This window comes from Prauserella sediminis (assembly GCF_014195435.1).
In the GTDB taxonomy this organism is placed as follows: Bacteria; Actinomycetota; Actinomycetes; order Mycobacteriales; family Pseudonocardiaceae; genus Prauserella; species Prauserella salsuginis.
Map to the genome: position 1 here is coordinate 290530 of NZ_JACIBS010000001.1, position 21594 is coordinate 312123.

A 21594-nucleotide genomic window follows, 5' to 3' on the forward strand; every position below is an offset into this window, starting at 1 on the left:
GGGCGCGTGTCCCGCGTTGTCACCGTCGTCGTTGTCACCGTCGTGTCGGGTCCTGTCGCTGCGCTCGACGGATCACGCACGAGGCCACGTGCGAGTCGTCGGCTCCCCCGGATCGCGGAACCGATCAGCGGACAGGGCACGCGAGCGATGCGGGCGGTCTCGTCCGAGCGGCGAGACCAGCTCTGCCCTCGCCACGTGGCGTCGGGGCGGCACTCGACCGACAATGACCGGGTGAGGTCGTCGGACCACCTGACTCGTACGGAGGCGGCGGGACATGGCGAACAAGCGCTCGGACGGCAAGGCCACGATCGACGCGGTGACGGCCGCGCGTAGGCGGAGGCCGGCGACATGACCACCACTCAAGAGCAGACCCCGCTCACCGACCTGGCCCACGAGCTGCTCGGCACCGCACGCGAGCACGATTCCCGGCGCGCTGCCCGGACCATCGCCTCCGGCCCGTCCCAGCGGGCAACGGTCATCGCGCTGGCCGAGGGCGCGCAACTGGGCAAGCACGACGCACCACCGGCCGCGACGCTGCAGGTCCTCGTCGGCCGCGCCCGGTTGCACACCGCCGACCGCGAATGGTCCGTCGAGGCCGGCGACCTCCTGCCGGTGCCGCCCGAACGGCACAGCCTGGACGCCCTCACCGACACTGTCGTGCTGCTGACCGTCGCCCTGCGCTGACGACGCCGCCCCGCGCCGACAACACTGCGTGCACTGCACGGCGGTCACTGCGCCGCGCCGGCAACACTGCCCCGCGCCGACAAACACTGCGCTGCGCCGGCAACACTGCGCTGCGCTGAACAACACTGCCCTGCGGTCACAACGCTGCTTGCGCGGCGGTCACCACGCCGGGCAGCGAACGTCTGCCTGGGGTGAGGACGCCACACGGAAGAACGGCGCAGGGAGAGCACCGCGCTGCGTGGCTACATCGATGGCCTTCGCCGCGCAGGCCGGTCACTCCGTGCCGCCGAGCCGGGCGGCCAGTTCCGACCGGGAGCGGACTCCGAGCTTGCCGTACACGCGAGTGAGGTGGAACTGCACCGTCTTCGTCGACAGATACAGCTCGGCGGCCACCTCCCGGTTGGTCATGCCCTGCGCCACGAGCCGTGAGACGGCCTGTTCCTGCGGGGTCAGCTCACCGGGGTCCCGCTCGGTGCGCGGCGCGCGCACGCCGCCCGCCTTGGTCTCGCGGTCGCAGCGCTCGACGTAGGTCACCGCACCGAGCGCGGCGAACACCTCGCGGGCCGCCGTGAACGCCTCGTCGGCCTCCTTGCGTTTGCCCGCCCGCCGCAGCACCTGGCCGTGGACGAATTCGGTGCGGGCGCGGTCGTAGCGCAGGGGCAGTCCTTCGAGCAGTTCGAGGGCTTCGCCCAACGCGGTGCGCGCCGCGCCGAGGTCGCCGCGGGCGGCGGCGATCCTGCCGCGGGCAGCGCGCAGCCGGGCCCGCGCCGATGCGGGCCCGCGTTCCGCCGCACGCTGTTCGTGCGGGAGGAGGAACGTGTCGGCCTCGTCGACGCGGCCCGCGGCGACGAGCGCGTGCGCGTACATGTCGGCCCACGGCCAGCGGCCCGGTTCGTCGTCGACCGAACTGCGCGCCCACGGCTTCGTCAACGGCCGCAACGCCCGCAGCACGCCCGCGGGGTCGGCCTTCACCTCGGCCACCAGTGCGTGCGCCAGGTATGAGGGCACCTGCATGATCTCGTAATCGCGCGGCCCGGCGTCGACGCGCTGCATCATCGCCTCGACGGCATCCCATTCACCACGCAGCGCGTGCACGGCGACCGCCGACCAGTGCAGCAGCGGCCCGGTGACGGCGATACCGCTGCGGTCGAGCACGTCCTGCGCGGCGTGCACCGTGCGCAGCGCCTCGTCCCACTCACCGGTGAGGAACTGCGTCCGCGCCAGCCACCCGCGCGCCCACAACGACACGCGGGTCGACCCGCCCAGGACGGTCGTCGGGACGCCGAGTTCCAGGTCGGTTCGCGCGTCGTCGAGCGCGTCGCGGCCGAGCCCCAGCCAACCGCGTCCCATCACGATCCGCTGCCACTGCGCTCCCGAGGGCACGAGGTCGGCCAGCTCGGAGTAGGCCGCGGCCGCCTCGTCGCCCCGGCCGGTTCCCGCGAGGCCGAGACCTCGGATGGCCGCCGCCTCCACCGTGGTCGGATCGTGCTCGCCCGCCAAGGCGATCGCCCGGTCGGCCCAGGTCACGAGGTCCTCGGCGTGGCACCGGCACAGGCAGTGCAGCACGTATCGCTGGGCGATCACCGCGGCGACGCCCGGTTCGCGGTCGGAGTTGACGAGGCGCCACGCCCGGTCGAGCCGCGCCTGCGCCTCGGCCGGCCTGCCCCGCACGACGGCGAGATACCCCAGCACGGCGTTGCGCAGCGGGGTCTCCCGCAGCCCCTCGACCTCGGGGACGAGCGCGCCCGCTCCCAGGGCGTCCCCCGCCCCGATCAGCGCGTCGACGGCACGTGTCATACGGCGTTCGCGGACGAGTCGGTCCTCGGTGAGCCTGCCCGCGTCGCTCAGCAGGGACGCGGCGACACCCCACGCGCCTTCCTCGGCGTGGTCGGCGGCCAGCGCGTCGAGCCTGTCGGCGAGCGCCGCGTCAGGAACGGGCGTGGCCGCGACGAGCAACCGCGTCTGCTGCACCGGATCGTCGACGAGCTCGGCGGCCCGCGTGCGCAGTTCCGCTGCCGCCGCGTGCCCCAGCGTCGCCAGCACGGCCGCACGCACCATGGGGTCGGCGGGACCGAGCTCGGTGAGTCCGCGCGGCCCGGTGCGCACGAGACCACTGGCACAGGCCTCGTCGGCGACGTCGAGCAGGCCGCCCGGGCCGTCGCCGAGCCCCGCCAGCAGCGCGACGTCACGGACCGCGGCGCCCTGTCCGAGCACCGCCGCGGCGTCGATGAGCCTGCGGGCCTGCGCGGAACAGCGCTCCCGAGCGGCGGCCACGCGCCGGACGACCGCGGCGGGTGCGGGCAGGTGCGGGTCGAAACGGCGCCACGTGTCCGCCGGCACCTCCGTGAGCAGCTCGACGACGTGCGCCGGGACGCCGGACGTGTGCCGGGCCAGCTGTTCGGCCATGGCCCGTGACAGCACGATGCCGTGAGCCGCGGCGAGATCGGCCACCTCGCGGACGTCGAGAGCGGGCAGGTGCACGACCGTCGTCGTCGCCTGGCGCAGCACGTCCCGGTCGGTGGTGCGCGTCGCGGCGACCACCAGCAGCCTCGCCGTCGAGTGGTACCGCACCGCGGAGACCAGTGCCCGCAGGGACTCCTCGTCGGCCCACTGCGCGTCGTCGACGAGCAGCAGCGTCGCGGGACCGTCCTCGCCGGGGTTCCCGGCTGCGATCGGGTCGTCACGTCCCGGCTCGCCGGCCACGGTTCCGGGACGCCGGGCATCACCGGCATCGGGGTCGGGGTCGGCGAGTGCTGCGATGCGGGCGGCCACGTCGGGAATGCCGGAAGGACTGCCGAGGCCGCGGACGAGCTGGCCGGCGACGCCGAACGCGCGTTCCGTCTCCCACGACACGCCCGCAGCGCGGTGCACCGGTCCCGTGTGCCGGGCGGCGAGCGCCGCGAGCAGGGCCGTCTTGCCGGTACCCGCACCGCCGGTGACGACCGCGAATCCGGGTTCGGCCGCGGCGGCCCTGCCGAGAGCCCGTTCGAGGGTGCTCAGCGCGCGGTCCCTGCCGATCAGGGCTGCGGCCTCGTCGCTCACGCTCGCACTGTATCGCCCGGAAGGCCCGGCACCGGTTCGCCGATCCGGTGCTCCGCGCCGCCGTACGCCCCGCGACGCGGCGTCACGGGCCGCCGCTCCCCCGGCCACGGCACCATCGAACACAGCGCTGTGGGAGGCGGCGCCCCTGGACACGGCGCCTCTGGATACAGCGCCTCTGGACACGGCGCCCCTGGATACGGCGCCTCTGGACACGGAACCACCACCCGTCACGCCGACCATCTCCGCAACGCTGCGAGGCCGCGGCCGGACCGCCGCGGCCTCGCAGGTCGCTGCGCCCTCAGACCGGCTCGGGCTGGCCCACCTGGGCCGTGGCCTCGTGCGCCGTCTCGTGGGCGGGACGGGGAACCAGCATCGTCACGAGCGCGGCGAGGAGAGCGATGCCGGCGAAGATGTAGAACGCCGCCATCCCACCGAGACCGGCACCGACGAGCAGACCACCGATGACCGGTCCGCCGATGCCGCCGAGTCTGCCGAATCCGGCGCACCACGCGACACCGGCGCCGCGGGCCCGCGTCGGGTAGTAGTTCGACACGAGGCCGTAGATGAGCACCTGGGTGCCGATCGTGCCGGTACCCGCCACGGCCACGGCCAGCAGGAGCACGACCAGCGGCAGGTCCAGTGGCAGCAGCGCCAGCGTGATCGCGGCCAGCACGAACGTCGTGCTGACGACGCGTTTCGCGCCCGTCCGGTCCGCCCACGCGGAGGCGAGCAGACCGCCGACGATCGCGCCGCCGTTGAGCACGAGCAGGAACGCCAGCGAGTAGCTCTCGCCGTAGCCGCTGGCACCCATGATCTCCGGCAGCCACGTGTTGAGCCCGTAGGTCAGCAGCAGTCCGGCGAAGCTCATCGTGCCGAGCAGCATGGTCGGCCACGCGAGTGCGCGGGTGGCCAGCGCGGGGAATCCGACCCGCCCACCGGTGGAGCCGGTCTCCGGGAGCAGCTGCATGCCGGTGCGATCGGCCACGGCTCGCGCCTGTTCGTGCCTGCCCCGCGACGCAAGCCACTGCGCCGATTCGGGCAGCTTCATCAGCGCGAGCGGCAGCACGGTGACGATCGGCACCGCGCCGATCCAGAACAGACCCCGCCAGCCGATGACGTCGGTCAGTGCCAGCGCCAGCAGGGAGGCGAGCACGCCGCCGGCGGGGATCCCGCTGTAGACGATCGCGTTGAGGCGGTTGCGCTGGTGGGTCGGGGCGAACTCGGCGACGATCGCGCCGACGGTACCGACGAGTGCGCCCACGCCGATGCCCGTGAAGAACCGGCCGATGCCGAACAGCATGACGCTGGTCGTCATGGCGGTGAACGCCATGCCCAGTGAGAACCACGCGAGGTTGAGCAGCATGATCCGGCGGCGGCCGACGAGGTCGCCGAACGTGCCGGCGGCGAGAGCGCCGACCAGCACGCCGATGAGGGCGTAGCTGCCGAGCGCCCCGCCCTGCTGCGGGCTGATCGCGCCGAGATGGCTGGGGTCGTCGAGCAGGATGGGCAGGACCGTGCCGTACACGACCAGGTCGTAGCCGTCGAAGACCAGGGAGATCGCGGACAGGGCGACCACCCAGAAGACGGTGCGCCGGCGCTTCGTTGCGTCGGAGTCGGACATTCTGAGCTCCCGGGGAGAGGAAGGGGATGTCGATCACTGCGGTGCGCCGCGTGGCGCGACGCCGGGCCGCGTCGGCCCGCTGTGGCGGGCGTGAACGGCGGGAATACGGGTTCGGCTGCGGGTACGGCGGGGATCGCCCGGCCGGCCCAGTGACCCTTCCGCGGCGGAGGCCGTGCCGGCCGCCGCCGCGGAAGGTCAGCCCTGGTCGCCGCCTGCGACGGGCACGACGGTGCCGGTGACGTAGGCGGCCTCGTCCGAGGCGAGGAAGGCGATGACGGCGGCCTGTTCGTCGAGGGTGCCGTAGCGCTTCAACAGCGAGGAGTCGACGGTCTGGTCGATGTGGGCCTGGAACCAGGCCTTCTCCTGGTCGGTCTGCGGGGCGTCGCCGCCGCGAGGGATCCGGCGTGGCGGTGCCTCGGTGCCACCCGGCGCGGTGGCGACGACACGGATGCCGGCGTCGGCGTACTCCATGGCCAGCGACTCGGTGATCGCGTTGATCCCGCCCTTGGCCGCCGAGTACGGGATGCGGTGGATGCCGCGGCGGGCCACCGACGAGACGTTGACGACCGTTCCCCCACCCTGGCGCACCATCTCCGGCAGCGCGGCCCGGCACGACCACAGGGTCGTCATGAGCGAGCGGTTGATCTCGGCCTGGATCTGCTCGGCGGTGAACTCGGTGTAGGGCTTGAACCACATCGCGCCGCCGACGTTGTTGATCAGCACGTCGATGCGGCCGAACTTCTCCAGCGCCGCGGTGACCACCGACTGCGCGCCCTCGTAGGTTTCCAGGTCGGCGAGCACGGCGTGTGCCTGGCCGCCTGCCGTGACGAGGTCGTCGGCGACGCCGGTGACGAGGTCGGAACGGTCGGCCAGGACGACCTGTCCGCCTTCGGCGCCGATCCGCCTGGCCGCACGTTCGCCGATGCCCTGGGCGGAGCCCGTGACGACCACGACCTTGCCGTCGAACCGGCCGGGCGAGACGAACGCGGGCCGCTTGGCGTGCTGGGCGTCCTTCATGGCACGCCGGGTGGTGGCCTTCGACCGCGCGGCGTGCTCGGCGACGAGCGAGCGGGCGGCCTGCCGGTCGCCGGCCTCGAACGCCTCGACGATGTCGAGGTGGTCCTGTGTGCAGCGGGGATCGCACCACGTGGCGTCGCGCAGCACCTCGTCCATGTGGCCTTTGACGCCGAGGGCGCGGTAGGCCTGGAGCAGGTGGTCGTTGCCGGTCAGGGTGAACAGGTAGTCGTGGAAGGCCGCGTTGGTCTCGGTGTACGCGGCTGCGTCGACGAACCGGTCACCGTCCACGTAGGGCACGGTCGCCTCTGCCAGCAGCCGGAATCCGGACACCTGCTGCGAGGTGAGCCTGCCGATGGTGAGTTCGACGGCGCCGAGTTCGAGTGCCTGCCGCGCGTCGAACACGGCGTCAGACTCGTGCACCGAGGGGTGCTCCTCGCCGATCTCGTAGCCGTCCGCCGTGGCCGTGACCGGAGCCGCCGGCGCGGTGGTGGCGGTCGTGACGGCGGGGGCGGACGCGACGGCCACGGGCGCGGCGGACGCCGGTGCGGCGACGGGAGCGATCGTGTCGTCGGCCGCGTGCATCTCCTGCCCGGCGATGGCGCGGGCGGTGCCTGCGGGCAGGAGGTCCTCGCCGGGGTCGCGGTCGAGCGGCTGCCCTCCGCCGCTCGGCCAGATGGGCTGACGGGCGATGGCACGCATGGTGTCGGCCTCGTCGGCTGCGGCCGGGGCCGTGGCGACGCCTGCTCCGACCGGTTCGGCGGTGGTGCCGGGGAAGGTGTCCTGACCCGCGATGCGGCGGCCCTCGCCGGCGCCGAGGTGGACAGCTTCGAGGAGTGGTTCCGGTTCGAGGGCGAGGACGGCGCTGTCCATGGTTGCCTCCGGTGCGGTCGGGTCGTGCCCGTCGCCGACGCCGGTGTCGCCGTCGGCGGTGTCAGTGGTCTCGGGCGCGGCTGCGACGGCGAACTTCTCGTAGTAGATGCCGGTGGGTTCGATGCCGCGTTCGGTGAAGTGGGTGCGAACGGCCTCGACCATGGGCGGCGGGCCGCACAGGTAGACGGCGACGTCGCCGCCGTAGAGGTGCTCGTCCCGGATCAGGCTCATGACGTAGCCCTGGTTGGGCGCGGTGCTCGCCGGGTCGGCGACGACATAGTCCCAGGTCAGTTGGGGCAGTTGGGCGGCGAGCTCGGCGATGGTGCCGAGTTCGACGACGTCGTCGTCGGTGCTGGCGCCGTAGATGAGGTGCACGGGACGCCTCGATCCGGTGGCGGCCATGGTGCGCAGGATGGACAGGATCGGTGCGAGGCCGGTGCCGCCTGCGAGCAGCAGGACGGGCCGGTCGGTTTCGCGGAGGAAGAAGCTGCCGTGGGGACCGGTGACGGTGAGCCGGTCACCGACAGCGGCGCGGTCGGTGAGGTAGTCCGACATGACGCCGCCGGGGGCGAGCTTCATCAGGAACGTCAGGGATTTCTCGTCGGGCCCGTTGCTGAACGAGTAGCTGCGGGTCTCGTCGGTGCCGGGCACGGCGATGTTGACGTACTGCCCGGGGAGGAAGGCGAGGTCGTCGCGCTGTGGGGTGTCGAGAGTGAGCGCGACGGTCGTGGGCGAGAGCCGGTCGAGGCCGGTGACGGTGGCTTCGAACGTGCCGGCCTGGGTTTTGGCGACCTCGGACGTGGTGGCGATGCGGAGGACGAGGTCGGACTTTGGGGTCATGCTGCAGGGCAGCACGTAGCCTTGCGCGGCTTCGCCGTCGGTGAGGGCGTCGTCGAGGTAGTCGCCGCCATTGAAGTCGCCGGATTCGCAGAACGCTTTGCAGGTGCCGCAGGCGCCGTCACGACAGTCGAGCGGGATGTTGATCCGCTGCCGGTAGGAGGCGTCGGCGACGGTCTGGTCCGGCTCGCACGTGATGAAGCGGGTGACACCGTCCTCGAAGGACAGCGCTACTTGGTGACTCACAACAGCTCCTAGGAAAAAACTCGACCCGGCGCCCGATCAGCGCTGCCTGCCCTCTCGGAGGGTCGTCAAGCGATACGGCCGGAAACCACGTACACGGCAGGCGTCAGCGCGCCCGCAGCCCGCACAGCGGGACCCTCGCTCGCCCATTCGGGCGCGGCCCGTCTACGGACTGTCCACGCTCGCCCGCCGGCACCGCCGCGGGTTCTGAGCGTGTTTCTGGCGAGGACAGCTCCGACGTGGTGAATTGGACATTCATGAGGAGGTGACCCCGGAGCCAGAAACACGCTCAGGTTCCGCCACTGGCACCGTCAAGCAACGCAACCACGGACAATCATTAAATGTGGTAGATGTCGACGACGTGGTGGATGTAATCGTTCTTGAGGATGACCGTCTTGCGGCGGATGAGTGGTGATTCGCCGGAGAAGTCGATCGTGTAGAACGAGGTTCCGTAGTAGGGGTCCACGGTGTTGTAGCGGAAGTACATCGTGTGCCAGTTGAATCTGATGTCGACGAGGTCGCCGCGGCGTTCGATGACTTCGACGTTGCTGATGTTGTGGCTGGTGCGTGGTTCCGGAATGGAGGTCGCACTTGAGCGTTCGGTGCGAATGCGGAACACGCGGTCTTCGAGGCCACCCTTGTTGGGGTAGTAGATGAGCGACAGTTCCCGCTGGGGGTTTTCGGTGAGTTTGTCGTTGTCGTCCCAGCAGGGCATCCAGTAGACGACGTCGTCGGCGTAGCATTCGAGCCATTTCTCGAATTCACGGTCGTCGAGATAGCGGGCTTCGCGGTAGAGGAATTGTTCGATGTCGTTCTGGGTGATGTGTTTGGTGCGCGCACCGACGTCGGCACTGTCGGTGGTGGTGTCGGTGGTGGCAGTCATGTCGGAAGGCCTCCTCGTGGCTGGTCGGGCGTCGGGGAACCTCAGGCGTCGCTGTCGCCGGATGCTTCCTTTTCGACGGCGGCGCGCATGGTTTCGGCCCAGTAGCCGTGCTGCACGGGGTAGAGCCCTTCGTCCTCGTTGCGCTGCCCTGCCGAGATGACGCCCGGCATGTCGAGTGCGGTGGCGACCTCGTCGGGACCGCCCAACCAGTGCTCCGCGCCGCGGCTCATGTCGTTCCAGGGCGCGGCGGTGGCGCGGAAGGTGAGCTGGCAGGAGCGGAACTCTTCGAGGTCGTCGGGGGTGGCCATGCCGCTGGCGTTGAAGAAGTCCTCGTACTGGCGGATGCGCCAGGCGCGCGATTCGTCGCTTTCACCCTTGGGCGCGATGCAGTAGATGGTGACTTCGGTCTTGTCCGGCGCGATGGGACGGAAGTGGCGGATCTGGGTGGAGAACTGGTCCATCAGGTAGACGTTCGGGTAGAGGCAGAGGTTGCGGGACCCCTTGACCATGAACTCGCCCTTGGCGTCGCCGAACTTCTCCTTGAGTTCGTCCATTCGCGGCCACAGTGGACGGTCCTGGGGGTTTCCGGCCCAGGTCCACAGGCACAGGTGGCCGTTGGGGTAGGACCAGTAGCCGCCGCCGGACTTGCCCCAGCTGCCGGCGTCGAGGGTCTTGGTCTCGTTCTTCGACTCCCCGGTGTTGCGGCGGGAGGTGGTGGCGGCGTAGTTCCAGTGGGTGGCGGTGACGTGGTAGCCGTCGGCGCCGTTCTCGGCCTGAACCTTCCAGTTGCCGTCGAAGGTGTAGGTGGAGGCACCGCGGAGGACCTCGAGGCCTTCGGGCGACTGGTCCACGAGCATGTCGATGATCTTCGTGGTGTCGCCGAGGTGCTCGGTCAACGGAAGCACGTCGGGGTTGAGGCTGCCGAAGAGGAAGCCGCGGTAGGACTCGAAGCGGGCGACCTTGGTGAGGTCGTGTGAGCCGTTCTGGTCGAAGGACTCGGGGTAGCCGGCGCCGTCCGGGTCCTTGACCTTGAGGAGCTTGCCGTCGTTGCGGAACGTCCAGCCGTGGAACGGGCAGGTCAGCGTGGTGCGGTTGTCGGTCTTGCGTCGGCAGAGCATCGCGCCGCGGTGTGCGCACGCGTTGATGAGGCAGTGCAGTTCGCCCTGCTTGTCGCGGGTGATCACGACGGGCTGCCGGCCGATGTAGGTGGTGAAGTAGTCACCGGGGTTGGGCAGTTGGCTGTCGTGGGCGAGGTAGATCCAGTTGCCCTCGAAGATGTGCTTCATCTCGAGTTCGAAGATCTCCTCGTCGGTGAAGATCCGCCGGTTGGCGCGGTACACACCGGCTTCGCGGTCTTCGACGACGGCGTCGGCGAGAACGTCCGACACGTGGTCAAGGGTCTCGGTCATTGAGTCCTCCTGAAGCCGTTCGGCTCTGAGTCGGCGGGGTGTTCCGACTGTGACAGCGCCGTTAACGGGGGCAAACAAGGCAAATGCCCAGTCCTGACCCAGGGGGATATTGATCGCCTGTGTTTATCAATCATGCGCAAACAAGTCCTTGTCATAGATGAATGCCGCTCCTTACCGTGGTGAATCGGCCCAGTTCGCAGGTGACGGGCCGGGTCAGCAGGAAGGAGGCGCGGCATGGAGCTTCGCCATCTGCGCTATTTCGTCGCGGTGGCCGAAACCTGCCACTTCGGCCGTGCCGCCGAGCGGCTGCGGCTGGCCCAGCCCGCGCTGTCCCATGCGATCCGCCAGCTGGAGGCGGAGCTGGGCGCGACACTGTTCGCCCGCACCACCCGCCAGGTCAGCCTGACCCCGGCGGGAGAGTTCTTCCTCGCGGAGGCGCAGCGGGTGCTCGACACGCTGGCGGACAGCGTGCACGGCGTGCGGCAGATCGCCGGGGGCAGGCTCGGCCTGCTGCGCATGGGGTTCACGGGCACGGCCGCGTTCTCGCACCTGCCCCGGATCGCGCGGACGCTGAAACGTGACCTGCCCGAGGTGGCGCTCGACGTCAACGCCGACCTGCTCACCCCCGCCCAATGCGATCTGCTCCGGTCGGGCGATCTCGACCTCGGCATCCTGCGCCCGCCGGCCCACGGCGAGCACATCGAGCTGCGCGTCGTGGAGTCCGAACCGCTGATCCTCGCCGTTCCCGCCGATCACCGGCTCGCCCACGAACCCGTCGTGGCGACACCGGACCTGCGCACCGAGGGGTTCATCGGGTACGCGAGCAAGGATTCCGTGGTCAACGACGCCGTGACCCGCAGCTGTGAGGCCGCGGGATTCACGCCGCAGCGCGAGCACCAGGCCGCGGGTACGGCGGTGCTGTTGTCCCTGGTCGCGGGCGGGCTCGGCATCGCGATGGTGCCGACGTCGGCGCGCGCCCTGCCGCTCGAAGGCGTCGTGTTCCGCGATCTCACCGATGCGGGCAGCGTCGAACTCGCACTCGCCTGGCACACAGGCAACGACTCCGCGCTGGTGCGCTCGGTCGTCGACGTGCTCGAACCCGCCCTCACCTCCCCCGGCACCGTCCCCACGGCCACCACCGCCGATGCCCCGAATCCCGAGGGAAGTCCATGAAGATCACGCAGATCGAGGCGATCCCGTTCGCCATCCCGTACCGCAAGCCGCTGAAGTTCGCCTCCGGCGAGGTGCACGCGGCCGAGCACGTGCTGGTGCGGGTGCACACCGACGACGGCGTCGTCGGGGTCGCCGAGGCCCCACCCCGGCCGTTCACCTACGGCGAGACTCAGACCGGCATCATCGCCGTGATCGACCAGATCTTCGCGCCGCAGCTGACCGGGCTGAGCCTGCTCGAGCGCGAGACGATGCACGCGCGGATGCACCGCACCGTCGGCAATCCGGCGGCGAAGGCGGCGATCGACATGGCCGTCTGGGACGCGCTCGGGCGCAGTCTCGACGTCGGCGTGAGCGAACTGCTCGGCGGGTATACCGACCGGATGCGTGTCTCGCACATGCTCGGATTCGACGAACCTGCGGCGATGGTGGCCGAGGCCGAGCGCATGCGCGAGGACTACGGCATCACGACGTTCAAGGTGAAGGTCGGGAGGCGTCCCGTGTCGCTCGACACCGCCGTGGTGCGGGCGCTGCGCGAACATCTCGGCGAGGACGTCGAGTTGTACGTCGACGGCAACCGCGGGTGGACCGCGGCGGAGTCGGCCAAGGCCATGCAGCAGATGTCCGATCTGGACCTGCTGTTCGCCGAGGAGCTCTCCCCTGCCGACGACGTGCTGGGCCGGCGCTGGCTCGTGTCCAGATTGGACGTTCCGTTCATCGCCGACGAGTCCGCGGTCACCGCCGCCGACGTCACCCGCGAGATCCTGGGCGGCTCGGCCACCGCGATCAACATCAAGGTGGCGCGCAGTGGGTTCACGCTCGCGCAGCGGACCCACCACCTGGCCGAAGGGCTGGGCCTCGAAGTCGTGATGGGCAACCAGATCGACGGCCAGCTCGGGTCGATGTGCACGGTCGCGTTCGGCGCGGCGTTCGAACTCACCGCGCGGCGAGCCGGTGAGTTGTCGAACTTCCTGGACATGAGCGACGACCTGCTCACCGAACCACTGCAGATCTCCGGCGGCGAACTCGCCATCCGGCCCGGCACGGGCCTCGGCGTCGAGATCGACCCCGACAAACTCGCCCACTACCGGCAGGACGTCTGAGTCCCGGCCGCAGGAGCTCCCGACACTGGAATCAAGGAGGATCCCATGACCACCGTTCCCGCCGAACCCACCGCCGCGGCCGCCGGCGCCAACGCCACCGCGCACTTCACCAGCGACAAGAACCCATACGAGGCCGTCAAGGACGTCCCGCCGGCGCGGGTCGACAGGCTCGCCAAGCGGGTGCTGACGGCGATCCACGACACGATCCGCGAGGAGAAGGTCACCTACGACGAGTACAACGCGCTCAAGGCGTGGCTGATCCAGGTCGGAGAGGACGGCGAGTGGCCGCTGTTCCTCGACGTGTGGGTCGAGCACGTCGTCGAGGAGGTGGCCACCGAGCACCGTGAGGGCAGCAAGGGCACGATCGAGGGGCCGTACTACGTCCCGGACGCTCCCGAGTGCGCCGAGAACGGTGTCGGCACGATCCCGATGCGCGAGGACGAGCAGGGCACGAACCTGACCTGGACCGGCACGGTCACCGCCACCGACGGCACGCCGCTGGAAGGCGCCAAGGTCGAGGTGTGGCACGCCGACAACGACGGCTACTACAGCCAGTTCGAGCCGAGCCAACCGCAGTGGAACCTGCGCGGCACGTTCTCCGTGGGCGAGGGCGGCCGGTTCGAGATCACCACGATCCAGCCCGCGCCGTACCAGATCCCGACGGACGGCTCCTGCGGCAAGCTGATCGCCGCCGCGGGCTGGCACGCCTGGCGGCCGGCCCACCTCCATGTGAAGGTCTCCGCGCCGGGCCACGAGCTGCTGACCGCGCAGCTGTACTTCCCCGGCGACGAGCACAACGACGACGACATCGCCTCGGCCGTGAAGCCGGAGCTCATCCTCGACCCGAAGCCGGCAGGCGACGGTTCTGCCACGGTCGACTACGGCTTCGTACTCGACCCGGTCGAGGCCTGACGTCGGTTCCCGACGCGGTTCGGCCTCCGGCACCCGAAGGCACCGGAGGCCGAACCGCGTCGCCGAACACACCCACTCGCGCGGTCGAGACCGACGACCTGTTCGCTGCCGCGCACGTTCACCGCCCGGCGATGCGGTCCCGGTAGAAAGTCGTGATGTGGTCGGCGACCAGGTTCGCGGCCAGTTCCCCGCTGCCCTTCTCGATCGCGCGGTAGATCGCCTCGTGCTCGTCGACGAGGCCGTCGGCAGCCGCACGCCAGTCCTCCAGCTGCGCGAACGTCTCGGCCATCTCGTGTTCGACGGCACCGCGCAGGGCCTGCATCAGATCGACGGCCAACGCATTGCCGGAGATCCGGGCGATGCTCACATGGAATTCCGTGTCCAGCGTGTTGAACTGGTACGGATCGGAGTCGGTGGAGCGCATCTGGTCCAGCAGCTCCACGAGGTGACGCAGGTCGTCGTCGGTGCGGACGGACGCGGCCCCACGGGCCGCGCTGCGCTCGAGTTCGACCCGGGTGTCGACCAGGTCGGACAGACTGATCCTGGCTAGTGCAATGTGCAGCCGCAGCAGGTTCGTCATCGCAGGAGTGGATGTGGCGGTGATGACCGAGCCCGCGTCCTGTCCCGAGCCCGTGCGCGACTCGACGATGCCCATGGCCTCGAGCGCACGTAACGCCTCGCGCACGCTGGTCCGGCTGACTCCGAGCATGTTCACCAGCTCACGCTCACTCGGCAAGCGTTCGCCCGCGCTCAGGGTGCCGTCGAGGATCTTCTGCTGGATCTGGGCCAGTACCTGCTCATGAGTACGGACCCGACGGACCGGCTCCCACGCCGCGTCGCTGGTCACGATCGGCTCCCGGTGCTGAACATCATCGTGGTGCCTCCCTCTGGGTTCGAGCGACCCAATCAAGGACGGGCACGGAGGGAGGGTCTGCCTCCGGGGCCGCCGCGCGGCGCCCCGATCACAGTGGCGCGACCGGTCCGGGTTCTCACCGGAATTCCTCAACTCCGCGATCTGTCACTCGAGGTAATCAGAACAGCATGGGTCTGTCAATGTGACCACTCTGTTGGTCCGACCACACCCCCACAGACTCCCAACGGCACCTGGCGCTGCTCTTCCCGGTCGATGCGGGCAGCCGACGCGAGCAACAGGTCGGCGAGAACGCTCAGATACTCGGCCGCTCCGCCGGTCACCGTCCGTGATGCCCGCACCGTGGTCATGCGCGCCAGCTTGATCAGCCCGACCGCCGAGTTGAAGCCGGCCGACACACTGAACCCGGGAGGCAGCTCCGGTGGGAGCGGATTCTCGGCCAGTACCCGCCGAATCCGCGCGCTCGACGGCGCCTCGCCGTCACCGTCGAGCGCGTCACCGAGCCGAAGCAGCTCCAGCTGGATCCCGCCCAGTACCACCTCGAGATCGGCGGGCACGTCCATCGTCGACAGTGCCGCACCGAGTGTCGCGTTCGCCTCGTCGACGGCATCCCTCGCGGCCGTCACGACGGCACCATCCACGAGAGCACCGGGGTGGACTGCAGGTAGACGAGAATGCACATCAACGGCACGAACAGCGCCGATGCCGCCAGCACCTTCCGGAACAGTTCGCCCTCCCGCCCCGCGAGGCCGACCGCACTGGCACCGATGGCGAGATTCTGCGGGCTCACCATCTTGCCCAGCACGCCACCACTGGTATTGGCCGAGGCCATAAGGACGGGGTCGAGTCCGGCGCCAGATGCGGCGCTGACCTGCAATGCGCCGAAGAGCGAATTGGCCGACGTGTCGGATCCGGTCACAGCGGTGCCGAACCAACCGAGCAACGGCGACAGGAACGCGAATGCGCCGCCTGCCCCTGCCAGCAACAGACCGAGCGTCGCGGTCTGACCCGACATGTTCATCACGTACGCGAGCGCGAGCACCGCCATGACCGTCACACCTGCAGTGCGGAGCTGCAGCACGGTATCCCCGAACGCGCGCGCCGATTGACGCAGCGACACCCCGAGCATCGGAATCGACAGAAGACCTGCGACGAACAACACCGTCCCGCTGCTGGCCAGCCAGTCGAACTTGTACTCGGCGAGGCTGAGTGGCTGCCCCTCGGAGTCGACGACATGGAGGCCGGGCCAGTCGAATGCAACGGTCGTGTGATCGAGCAGATCCGCGACCACCGGTACGGCAGCCACCGAGAACAGCACGATGATCATTGCGTACGGCGCGAACGACCGCAGTCGCTCGAGACGTGTGTCGGGCAGTTCCACGGCGGTCTCCACAGTGGTGACGGCCCCGCCGCCCACCGGTCCGGCACCGGCATCGTCGACGGACGCGGTCCCTCCCGTGTCCGCCATCGGTTCGGCCGCGGGCCGGTCACGCATCCGCACGACCAGAAGCACTGCGGCCGCGGACGCGAGCGCCGCGACGATGTCGGTCAGCTGCACCGCGCCGTAGTTCGCCATGAGGTACTGCGCGATGGCGAAAACCGCACCACACACCAGTGCCTCGCGCCATGTCTCCCGTAACCCGCGCTTGCCGTCGAGCACGACGACCAGCACGAGCGGCACGATCAGCGCCAGCACCGGCACCTGCCGCCCCGTCATCGCCGACAGGTCGTCCAGGGGCAAGCCGGTGACCTTCGCCAACGTGATCACCGGCAGCGCCACAGCACCGTAGGCCACCGGCGCCGTGTTGGCGATCAACGCGACGGTCGCGGCCTTGACCGGTTTGAGCCCGACGGCCACCAACATCACGGAACAGATCGCGACCGGGGCCCCGAACCCCGCCAACGCCTCGAGCAACGCTCCGAACGAGAACGCGATGATGATTCCCTGCACTCGCTGGTCGTCGCTGATGCGCGCGAAGGCGCGCCGCAAGACGTCGAAGTGTCCCGACACCCGTGTCATCTGGTAGATCCAGATCGCGTTCACCACGATCCACAGCGCAGGGAACAGACCGAACGCCGCACCTTCGAGCGCCGAGTTCACGGCGGTGAAGGGCGGCATCCCGTACGCCGCCACGGCGACCATAATGGACAGTCCTAGCCCGATCAGGGATGCGAGCCACGCGCGCATTCGGAACACGCCCAGCAACACGAACAGGGTCAGCAGCGGAAGTGCCGCGACGAGCGCGGACCATCCCAGACTGCCCCACAGCGGATCGGGAACCTGTTGGTACATGACGACCTCCGGCGACTCTCGACGTTGAGAGGGGACGGTGGAGCTGAGCTGGGTCAGAACACGGGAGTCTCCGTGTAGGTGCCGAACACGTCGCGCAGTGCACCGGTGATCTCGCCCATCGAAAGATGCGCCTTCACGGCCTCGATCGTCGCCGGCATCAGGTTCGCCGACGGATCGGCCGCCACGCTGAGCAGCTGCTCCATCGCGGATTTGGCGCGCTCCGGATCCCGGACGTCCCGAACCTGTTTGAGCCGCGAGATCTGCCGGGCCTCCGATTCCGGGTCGAGTTCGTGCGTCTCGATCTTCTCGGCCCCGCCCGCATCGACGTGCTTGTTCACGCCGATGACCGGCCGATCGCCGGACGCTTTACGACGCGCGAACTCGTAGGCGCTGTCCGAGATCTCACGCTGGAAAAAGCCCTGTTCGATCGCCGCGACCACGCCGCCGAGCTCCTCGATCTTCGTGAAGTAGTCGGCGATGCCCTCCTCCAGCCGGTCGGTCAGGCGCTCGACGTAGTAGGAACCGCCCAACGGGTCGATCACGCTGGCCACCCCGGTCTCGTCGGCGATGATCTGCTGGGTACGCAGCGCGATCTTCATCGCCTGTTCGCTCGGGATGGTGTACGCCTCGTCCAGTCCGTTGGTGTGCAGCGACTGCGCACCCCCGAGCACCGCCGACAGCGCTTGGAGCGCCGTGCGGACGATATTGTTCATCGGCTGCGGTTTCGTCAGGGTCGCGGCCGCAGTCTGCGCATGGAAGCGCAACCGCATGGACGCCGGATCCTTCGCGCCGAACGTCTCCTTCATCATGCGCGCATAGAACCGCCGCACCGCACGGAATTTCGCCACTTCCTCGAACAGGTCCGCCTGGCTGACGAAGAAGAAGGACAGCCGCGGAGCGAACGCGTCGACGTCGAGTCCGGTCGCCAGGGCATCGGCTACGTACGCCTTGGTGATCGCCATGGTGAAGGCGATCTCCTGCTGTGCGTTCGCACCGGCCTCGCTGATGTGATAGCCGCTGATGTTCACCGGGTTGTAGCGCGCCATGTTCTCAGCGCAGTAGCCGATCGTGTCCCGCACGATCCGCATACTGGGTTCGACGGGGAAGATCCATTCCTTCTGTGCGACGTACTCCTTGAGGATGTCGTTCTGGATGGTTCCCGACAGCTTGTCGAGGTCGTAGCCACGCTCCTCGGCAACGGCGACGTACATCGCCAGCAGAATCCAGGCCGACGGGTTGATCGTCATCGAGACACTGATCTGCTCCAGGTCGATATCGTCGAACAACGCCTCCATGTCCGGCAGCGTGTCGATGGCGACGCCCTCCCGGCCGACCTCGCCGAGACTCATCGCGTCGTCGCTGTCCAGGCCCATGAGGGTGGGCATGTCGAAGTCGATCGACAGCCCGGTCTGTCCCTGTGCGATCAGGTACCGGAACCGCTCGTTGGTCTCCTCCGCCTGCCCGAAACCCGCGATCTGGCGCATCGTCCACGTGCGGCCGCGGTACATCGTCGGATACGGCCCGCGAGTGAACGGATAGCGGCCCGGAAGGCCGACGTCGTGCCAATCACCGTCGACGTGGGCGGGCGTGTATACGCGCTCGACCGGCAGTCCGCTGCCGGTGCGGTACTCGTCGCGGGACTCGGGCCGCCGGGCGAGAAACCCGGCGAGCTCATCGTTCTCCCACGAGGCGAGGTCGCCGGCCGCGGCCTCGGCGAGTCCCGGGGCGGCGAGCCGGTAACGGCTGTCATCGGTCATGAGAATCCTCCAGAGGTCCATGGCAGGGCCGGTCATCACCGGCCGACCAGCTGCCGAGCCGCGGAGAGCGGATCGGTGCGATGGGCGGTCACTTCGTCCAGCGCGTGATCGAACGCGGCCACCCCCGGCCGCAGTTCGTCGAGTACGAGCTCCTCGGCGACCCAGCGAATGCGGGTCGCGGCGTTGCGACGGGCGCGGCGTTCGCGTTCACCGTGCTCGGTCATCCAGTCGAGATGGGCCGCGAACACGGCTGCCAGGTCGGCAACGCCGTCCCCGTTCGCCGCCACCGTCTGGTGGATCGGCACGTTCCACTGGCCCGCGGTGCGGTGCGAGAGCCGCAGCATCTCCCGCAGTTCCGCCACGGTGCGGGACGCACCGTCACGGTCCGCCTTGTTGACCACGTGCACGTCCGCGACTTCCAGCAGACCGGCCTTGATCGCCTGCACGTCGTCGCCCATGCCCGGCACGCTCACCACCGCGACCGTCTGCGCCGCACTGATGACGTCCACTTCCGCCTGACCGACGCCGACGGTCTCGAGGATGACCACATCCGTGCCGGCCGCGTCCAGCACGGTGATCGCGTCGAGGCAGGCGCGCGACAACCCGCCGAGCGCACCTCGGGTGGCGACCGAACGAATGAACACGCCTGCGTCGTCACCGTGATCGCTCATTCGGATGCGATCGCCGAGGATCGCTCCCCCACTGAACACGCTGGACGGATCCACGGCCAGCACCCCGACCGTTCTGTCCTGACTCCGGTAGTGGCGGGCGAGCGCGGACACGAGCGTGCTCTTGCCACTGCCCGGCGGTCCCGTCAGCCCCAGCACGTGCGCGCTGCCCGCAGCACGGTGCAGCACGGCGAGCGCGTCGTCGACACCGTCGCTACGGCGTTCGACGAAGGTCAGCATGCGCGCGACCGCCTGGTTCCGCCCCTCCAGCACGGCGTCGACGATCTCCTTCGGAGCCGTCATGATGCGCCTTCCAAGCGACGCAGCAGGTCACGGTCGTCGACCACACGGCGGGCCTTGAACTCGGTGCGATCGAACGTCTGCTGCCGTACCGGAACCACCTTCGCGCCGACCCCGAGTACCGTGCGCAGGCGGTCGGCGATCCCGGCAGCCCAGGACTCCAGTGACGACGCCATCGCGTCCTCGTACTCCACCTGCACGGCGAGTGAGTCCATCGTGGACTCCCGGCTGATCACAATGCGGTGCTCACCGCCGTAGCCCTGAGCCGCCATGACGACGTCGTCGATAGCACTCGGGTAGACGTTCTCGCCCCGGACGGTGAACATGTCGTCGATCCGGCCGTAGATGCCGCGCGGCAGGAACGGGTACGTGCGCCCGCGGTCGGCCGAGGGCGCCTCCCACCGTGTGAGGTCTCCCGACAGCAGGCGGATCATCGGCTGGCTGGTGCGCTCGAGCGTCGTGTACACCGGCGTTCCCTCGGACCCGTAGTCGACGCGGTGCAGACCGGTGGGATCGCACACCTCGGTGTAGACGAGGTCCTGCCAGCACAGCACGCCCGGCTCGTCGCTGTCGGCGCCGAGGTGCATCCACGGGCTGACCTCGGCCATACTTCCCGAGTCGTAGACCTGCGCGCCGAACGCCTCGGCGATGCGCGAACGGATCGACGGCACACTCGCCCCCGGTTCACCGGAGAAGAACAGCTTTCGCAGCCCGAGCGACGCCGGGTCGAGGCCGTCGTCGCGAGCCACCTCAGCCAGGTGCAGCGCATACGACGGTGTGCCGTAGAAGACGGTCACACCCATCTGCCGCATCCATCGCACCGTCCGCGCGGTCTGTCCCGCGGTGCCTGCACCGAACGGGAACACCCGCGCACCCAGCCGTTCGGCACCGATGTAGGCACCCCATGAACCCCAGTACAGACTCAACGGCGAAGCCACGAGCACGGTGTCGTCCGGGCGGATGCCCATGGCCCACATGACACGGGCGTGCGCGTTGGCGACGCTGCGCCAGTCACGCTCGCTGATCCCGAACGCCGTGGGACGTCCCGTCGTCCCCGACGTGCCGTTGACGTGCTTGACCTCGGACGTGGGCACGGCGAGGTAACTGCCGAACGGTTCGTTCTCCGCCTGGTCGGCGCGCAGTTCCTCCTTGCGCACCACGGGAACCTTCTCGAAGTCGGCCAGGCTCTTGATCGACGAGGGATGGATTCCCGCTTCGTCCCATTTCCGGCGGTAGAAGGGAGCGTTCTCCCAGGCGTACTCCATGACCTGGCGAATACGGGCCAGAATCGCCTCGTCCCGCTGCTCCGCGGGCATGGTCTCCCTGCGCGGGAACCAGAAGCGCTCCGCGGGGTCGGGCTGGTACGACTCGTCGTAGCGCGGCGGCCAGCTCCACTGTTCCATCACGCCTCCCGCACCGGAGCGCTCACGTCACGGATGCGCTCGACGATCGTGTCGGGGGCGGTGTCCTGCCCGAGCACCGCGGACACGCCCATCGCAGTGAGCGCGTCGACGTCCTCGTCGGGCATCACGCCGCCGGCGATGATCGCGAACCGCGGCCGTTCGGGCATCTCGTCGATCAACTGGAAGATGCGCGTGAAGATCGGCATGTGGGCGCCGGACAGCAGGCTCACACCCAACACGTCGACGTCCTCCTGAACCGCGGCATCGAGTACCTGTTCGGGGCTGCGGTGCAGCCCGGTGTAGATCACCTCCATCCCCGCGTCACGCAACGTCCGGGCGACGACCTTCACGCCGCGGTCATGTCCGTCGAGGCCGATCTTGGCGAGCATCACTCTGATCGGCTCCTCGCGTGTGTCCATCTCAACTCCGAGTTTTGGTACGACAGCGATGTGGTCAGACCATAGGACTGGCCAGACAGCGAGGCAAGGCCTAATCTCGAGGCGGCCACCTG

The 21594-nt window shown here is 69.4% G+C and carries 16 protein-coding genes; 4 read left to right on the forward strand and 12 right to left on the reverse strand.

Features of this window, described 5'->3' with window-relative positions; translation table 11 throughout:
- Positions 1-348: 348 nt before the first annotated feature.
- Positions 349-684: a cupin domain-containing protein gene (locus tag FB384_RS01330; RefSeq protein WP_183778368.1), complete on the forward strand. Its 336-nt coding sequence runs from the start codon at positions 349-351 to the stop codon at positions 682-684.
- 273 nt (positions 685-957) lie between these two features.
- On the opposite strand, the gene FB384_RS01335 is transcribed toward FB384_RS01330, so the two are convergent.
- The 5 genes from FB384_RS01335 to benA all read right to left on the reverse strand — a co-directional run bounded on the left by FB384_RS01335 (position 958) and on the right by benA (position 10606).
- On the reverse strand, positions 958-3726 hold the full coding sequence (locus tag FB384_RS01335) for a helix-turn-helix transcriptional regulator (RefSeq protein ID WP_183778370.1): 2769 nt from the start codon (positions 3724-3726) through the stop codon (positions 958-960).
- A 298-nt stretch (positions 3727-4024) separates the two neighbouring features.
- Entirely contained in the window at positions 4025-5347 is a 1323-nt protein-coding gene (locus tag FB384_RS01340) for an MFS transporter (RefSeq protein WP_183778372.1), read from the reverse strand.
- Between the two features lie 195 nt (positions 5348-5542).
- Positions 5543-8317 carry a benzoate 1,2-dioxygenase electron transfer component BenC gene (gene benC, locus FB384_RS01345; protein ID WP_183778374.1) on the reverse strand — a complete coding sequence of 925 codons (2775 nt, stop codon included), beginning with the start codon at positions 8315-8317 and terminating at the stop codon, positions 5543-5545.
- Positions 8318-8651: 334 nt separating this feature from the next.
- Positions 8652-9197 (reverse strand): benzoate 1,2-dioxygenase small subunit, encoded by a 546-nt coding sequence (benB, locus tag FB384_RS01350; RefSeq protein WP_183778376.1) that lies wholly within the window; start codon positions 9195-9197, stop codon positions 8652-8654.
- A gap of 41 nt (positions 9198-9238) precedes the next feature.
- On the reverse strand, positions 9239-10606 hold the full coding sequence (gene benA, locus FB384_RS01355) for a benzoate 1,2-dioxygenase large subunit (RefSeq protein ID WP_183778378.1): 1368 nt from the start codon (positions 10604-10606) through the stop codon (positions 9239-9241).
- A gap of 234 nt (positions 10607-10840) precedes the next feature.
- On the opposite strand from benA, the gene FB384_RS01360 reads away from it, so the two are divergent.
- Genes FB384_RS01360 through catA form a run of 3 tightly spaced genes read left to right on the forward strand, consistent with a single transcriptional unit; the run spans position 10841 to position 13791 of the window.
- Positions 10841-11779 carry a LysR family transcriptional regulator gene (locus FB384_RS01360; protein ID WP_183778380.1) on the forward strand — a complete coding sequence of 313 codons (939 nt, stop codon included), beginning with the start codon at positions 10841-10843 and terminating at the stop codon, positions 11777-11779.
- Positions 11776-12879 carry a mandelate racemase/muconate lactonizing enzyme family protein gene (locus FB384_RS01365; RefSeq protein WP_183778382.1) on the forward strand — a complete coding sequence of 368 codons (1104 nt, stop codon included), beginning with the start codon at positions 11776-11778 and terminating at the stop codon, positions 12877-12879. Before FB384_RS01360 ends, FB384_RS01365 begins: the two co-directional genes overlap by 4 nt.
- A 45-nt stretch (positions 12880-12924) precedes the next feature.
- Positions 12925-13791 carry a catechol 1,2-dioxygenase gene (catA, locus tag FB384_RS01370; protein ID WP_183778384.1) on the forward strand — a complete coding sequence of 289 codons (867 nt, stop codon included), beginning with the start codon at positions 12925-12927 and terminating at the stop codon, positions 13789-13791.
- A 118-nt stretch (positions 13792-13909) separates the two neighbouring features.
- Here the strand turns inward: catA and FB384_RS01375 are convergent, their stop codons facing one another.
- The 7 genes from FB384_RS01375 to FB384_RS01405 form a co-directional block, all read right to left on the reverse strand.
- Complete coding sequence (locus FB384_RS01375; RefSeq protein ID WP_183778386.1) at positions 13910-14638, reverse strand: FadR/GntR family transcriptional regulator; 729 nt, start codon at positions 14636-14638, stop codon at positions 13910-13912.
- 203 nt (positions 14639-14841) lie between these two features.
- On the reverse strand, positions 14842-15288 hold the full coding sequence (locus FB384_RS01380; RefSeq protein ID WP_183778388.1) for a hypothetical protein: 447 nt from the start codon (positions 15286-15288) through the stop codon (positions 14842-14844).
- Positions 15285-16955 (reverse strand): L-lactate permease, encoded by a 1671-nt coding sequence (locus FB384_RS01385; RefSeq protein WP_183778390.1) that lies wholly within the window; start codon positions 16953-16955, stop codon positions 15285-15287. The genes FB384_RS01380 and FB384_RS01385 overlap by 4 nt, the downstream gene beginning before the upstream one ends.
- Before the next feature lie 53 nt (positions 16956-17008).
- On the reverse strand, positions 17009-18712 hold the full coding sequence (locus tag FB384_RS01390; protein ID WP_183778392.1) for a methylmalonyl-CoA mutase family protein: 1704 nt from the start codon (positions 18710-18712) through the stop codon (positions 17009-17011).
- A 35-nt stretch (positions 18713-18747) separates the two neighbouring features.
- Entirely contained in the window at positions 18748-19683 is a 936-nt protein-coding gene (gene meaB, locus FB384_RS01395) for a methylmalonyl Co-A mutase-associated GTPase MeaB (protein WP_183778394.1), read from the reverse strand.
- A complete protein-coding gene (locus tag FB384_RS01400) occupies positions 19680-21083 on the reverse strand; it encodes a phenylacetate--CoA ligase family protein (protein ID WP_183778396.1) in 1404 nt (467 codons plus the stop codon). The genes meaB and FB384_RS01400 overlap by 4 nt, the downstream gene beginning before the upstream one ends.
- Positions 21083-21502, reverse strand: a complete 420-nt coding sequence (locus tag FB384_RS01405; RefSeq protein WP_183778399.1) for a cobalamin B12-binding domain-containing protein — start codon at positions 21500-21502, stop codon at positions 21083-21085. Before FB384_RS01405 ends, FB384_RS01400 begins: the two co-directional genes overlap by 1 nt.
- Positions 21503-21594: the final 92 nt, after the last annotated feature.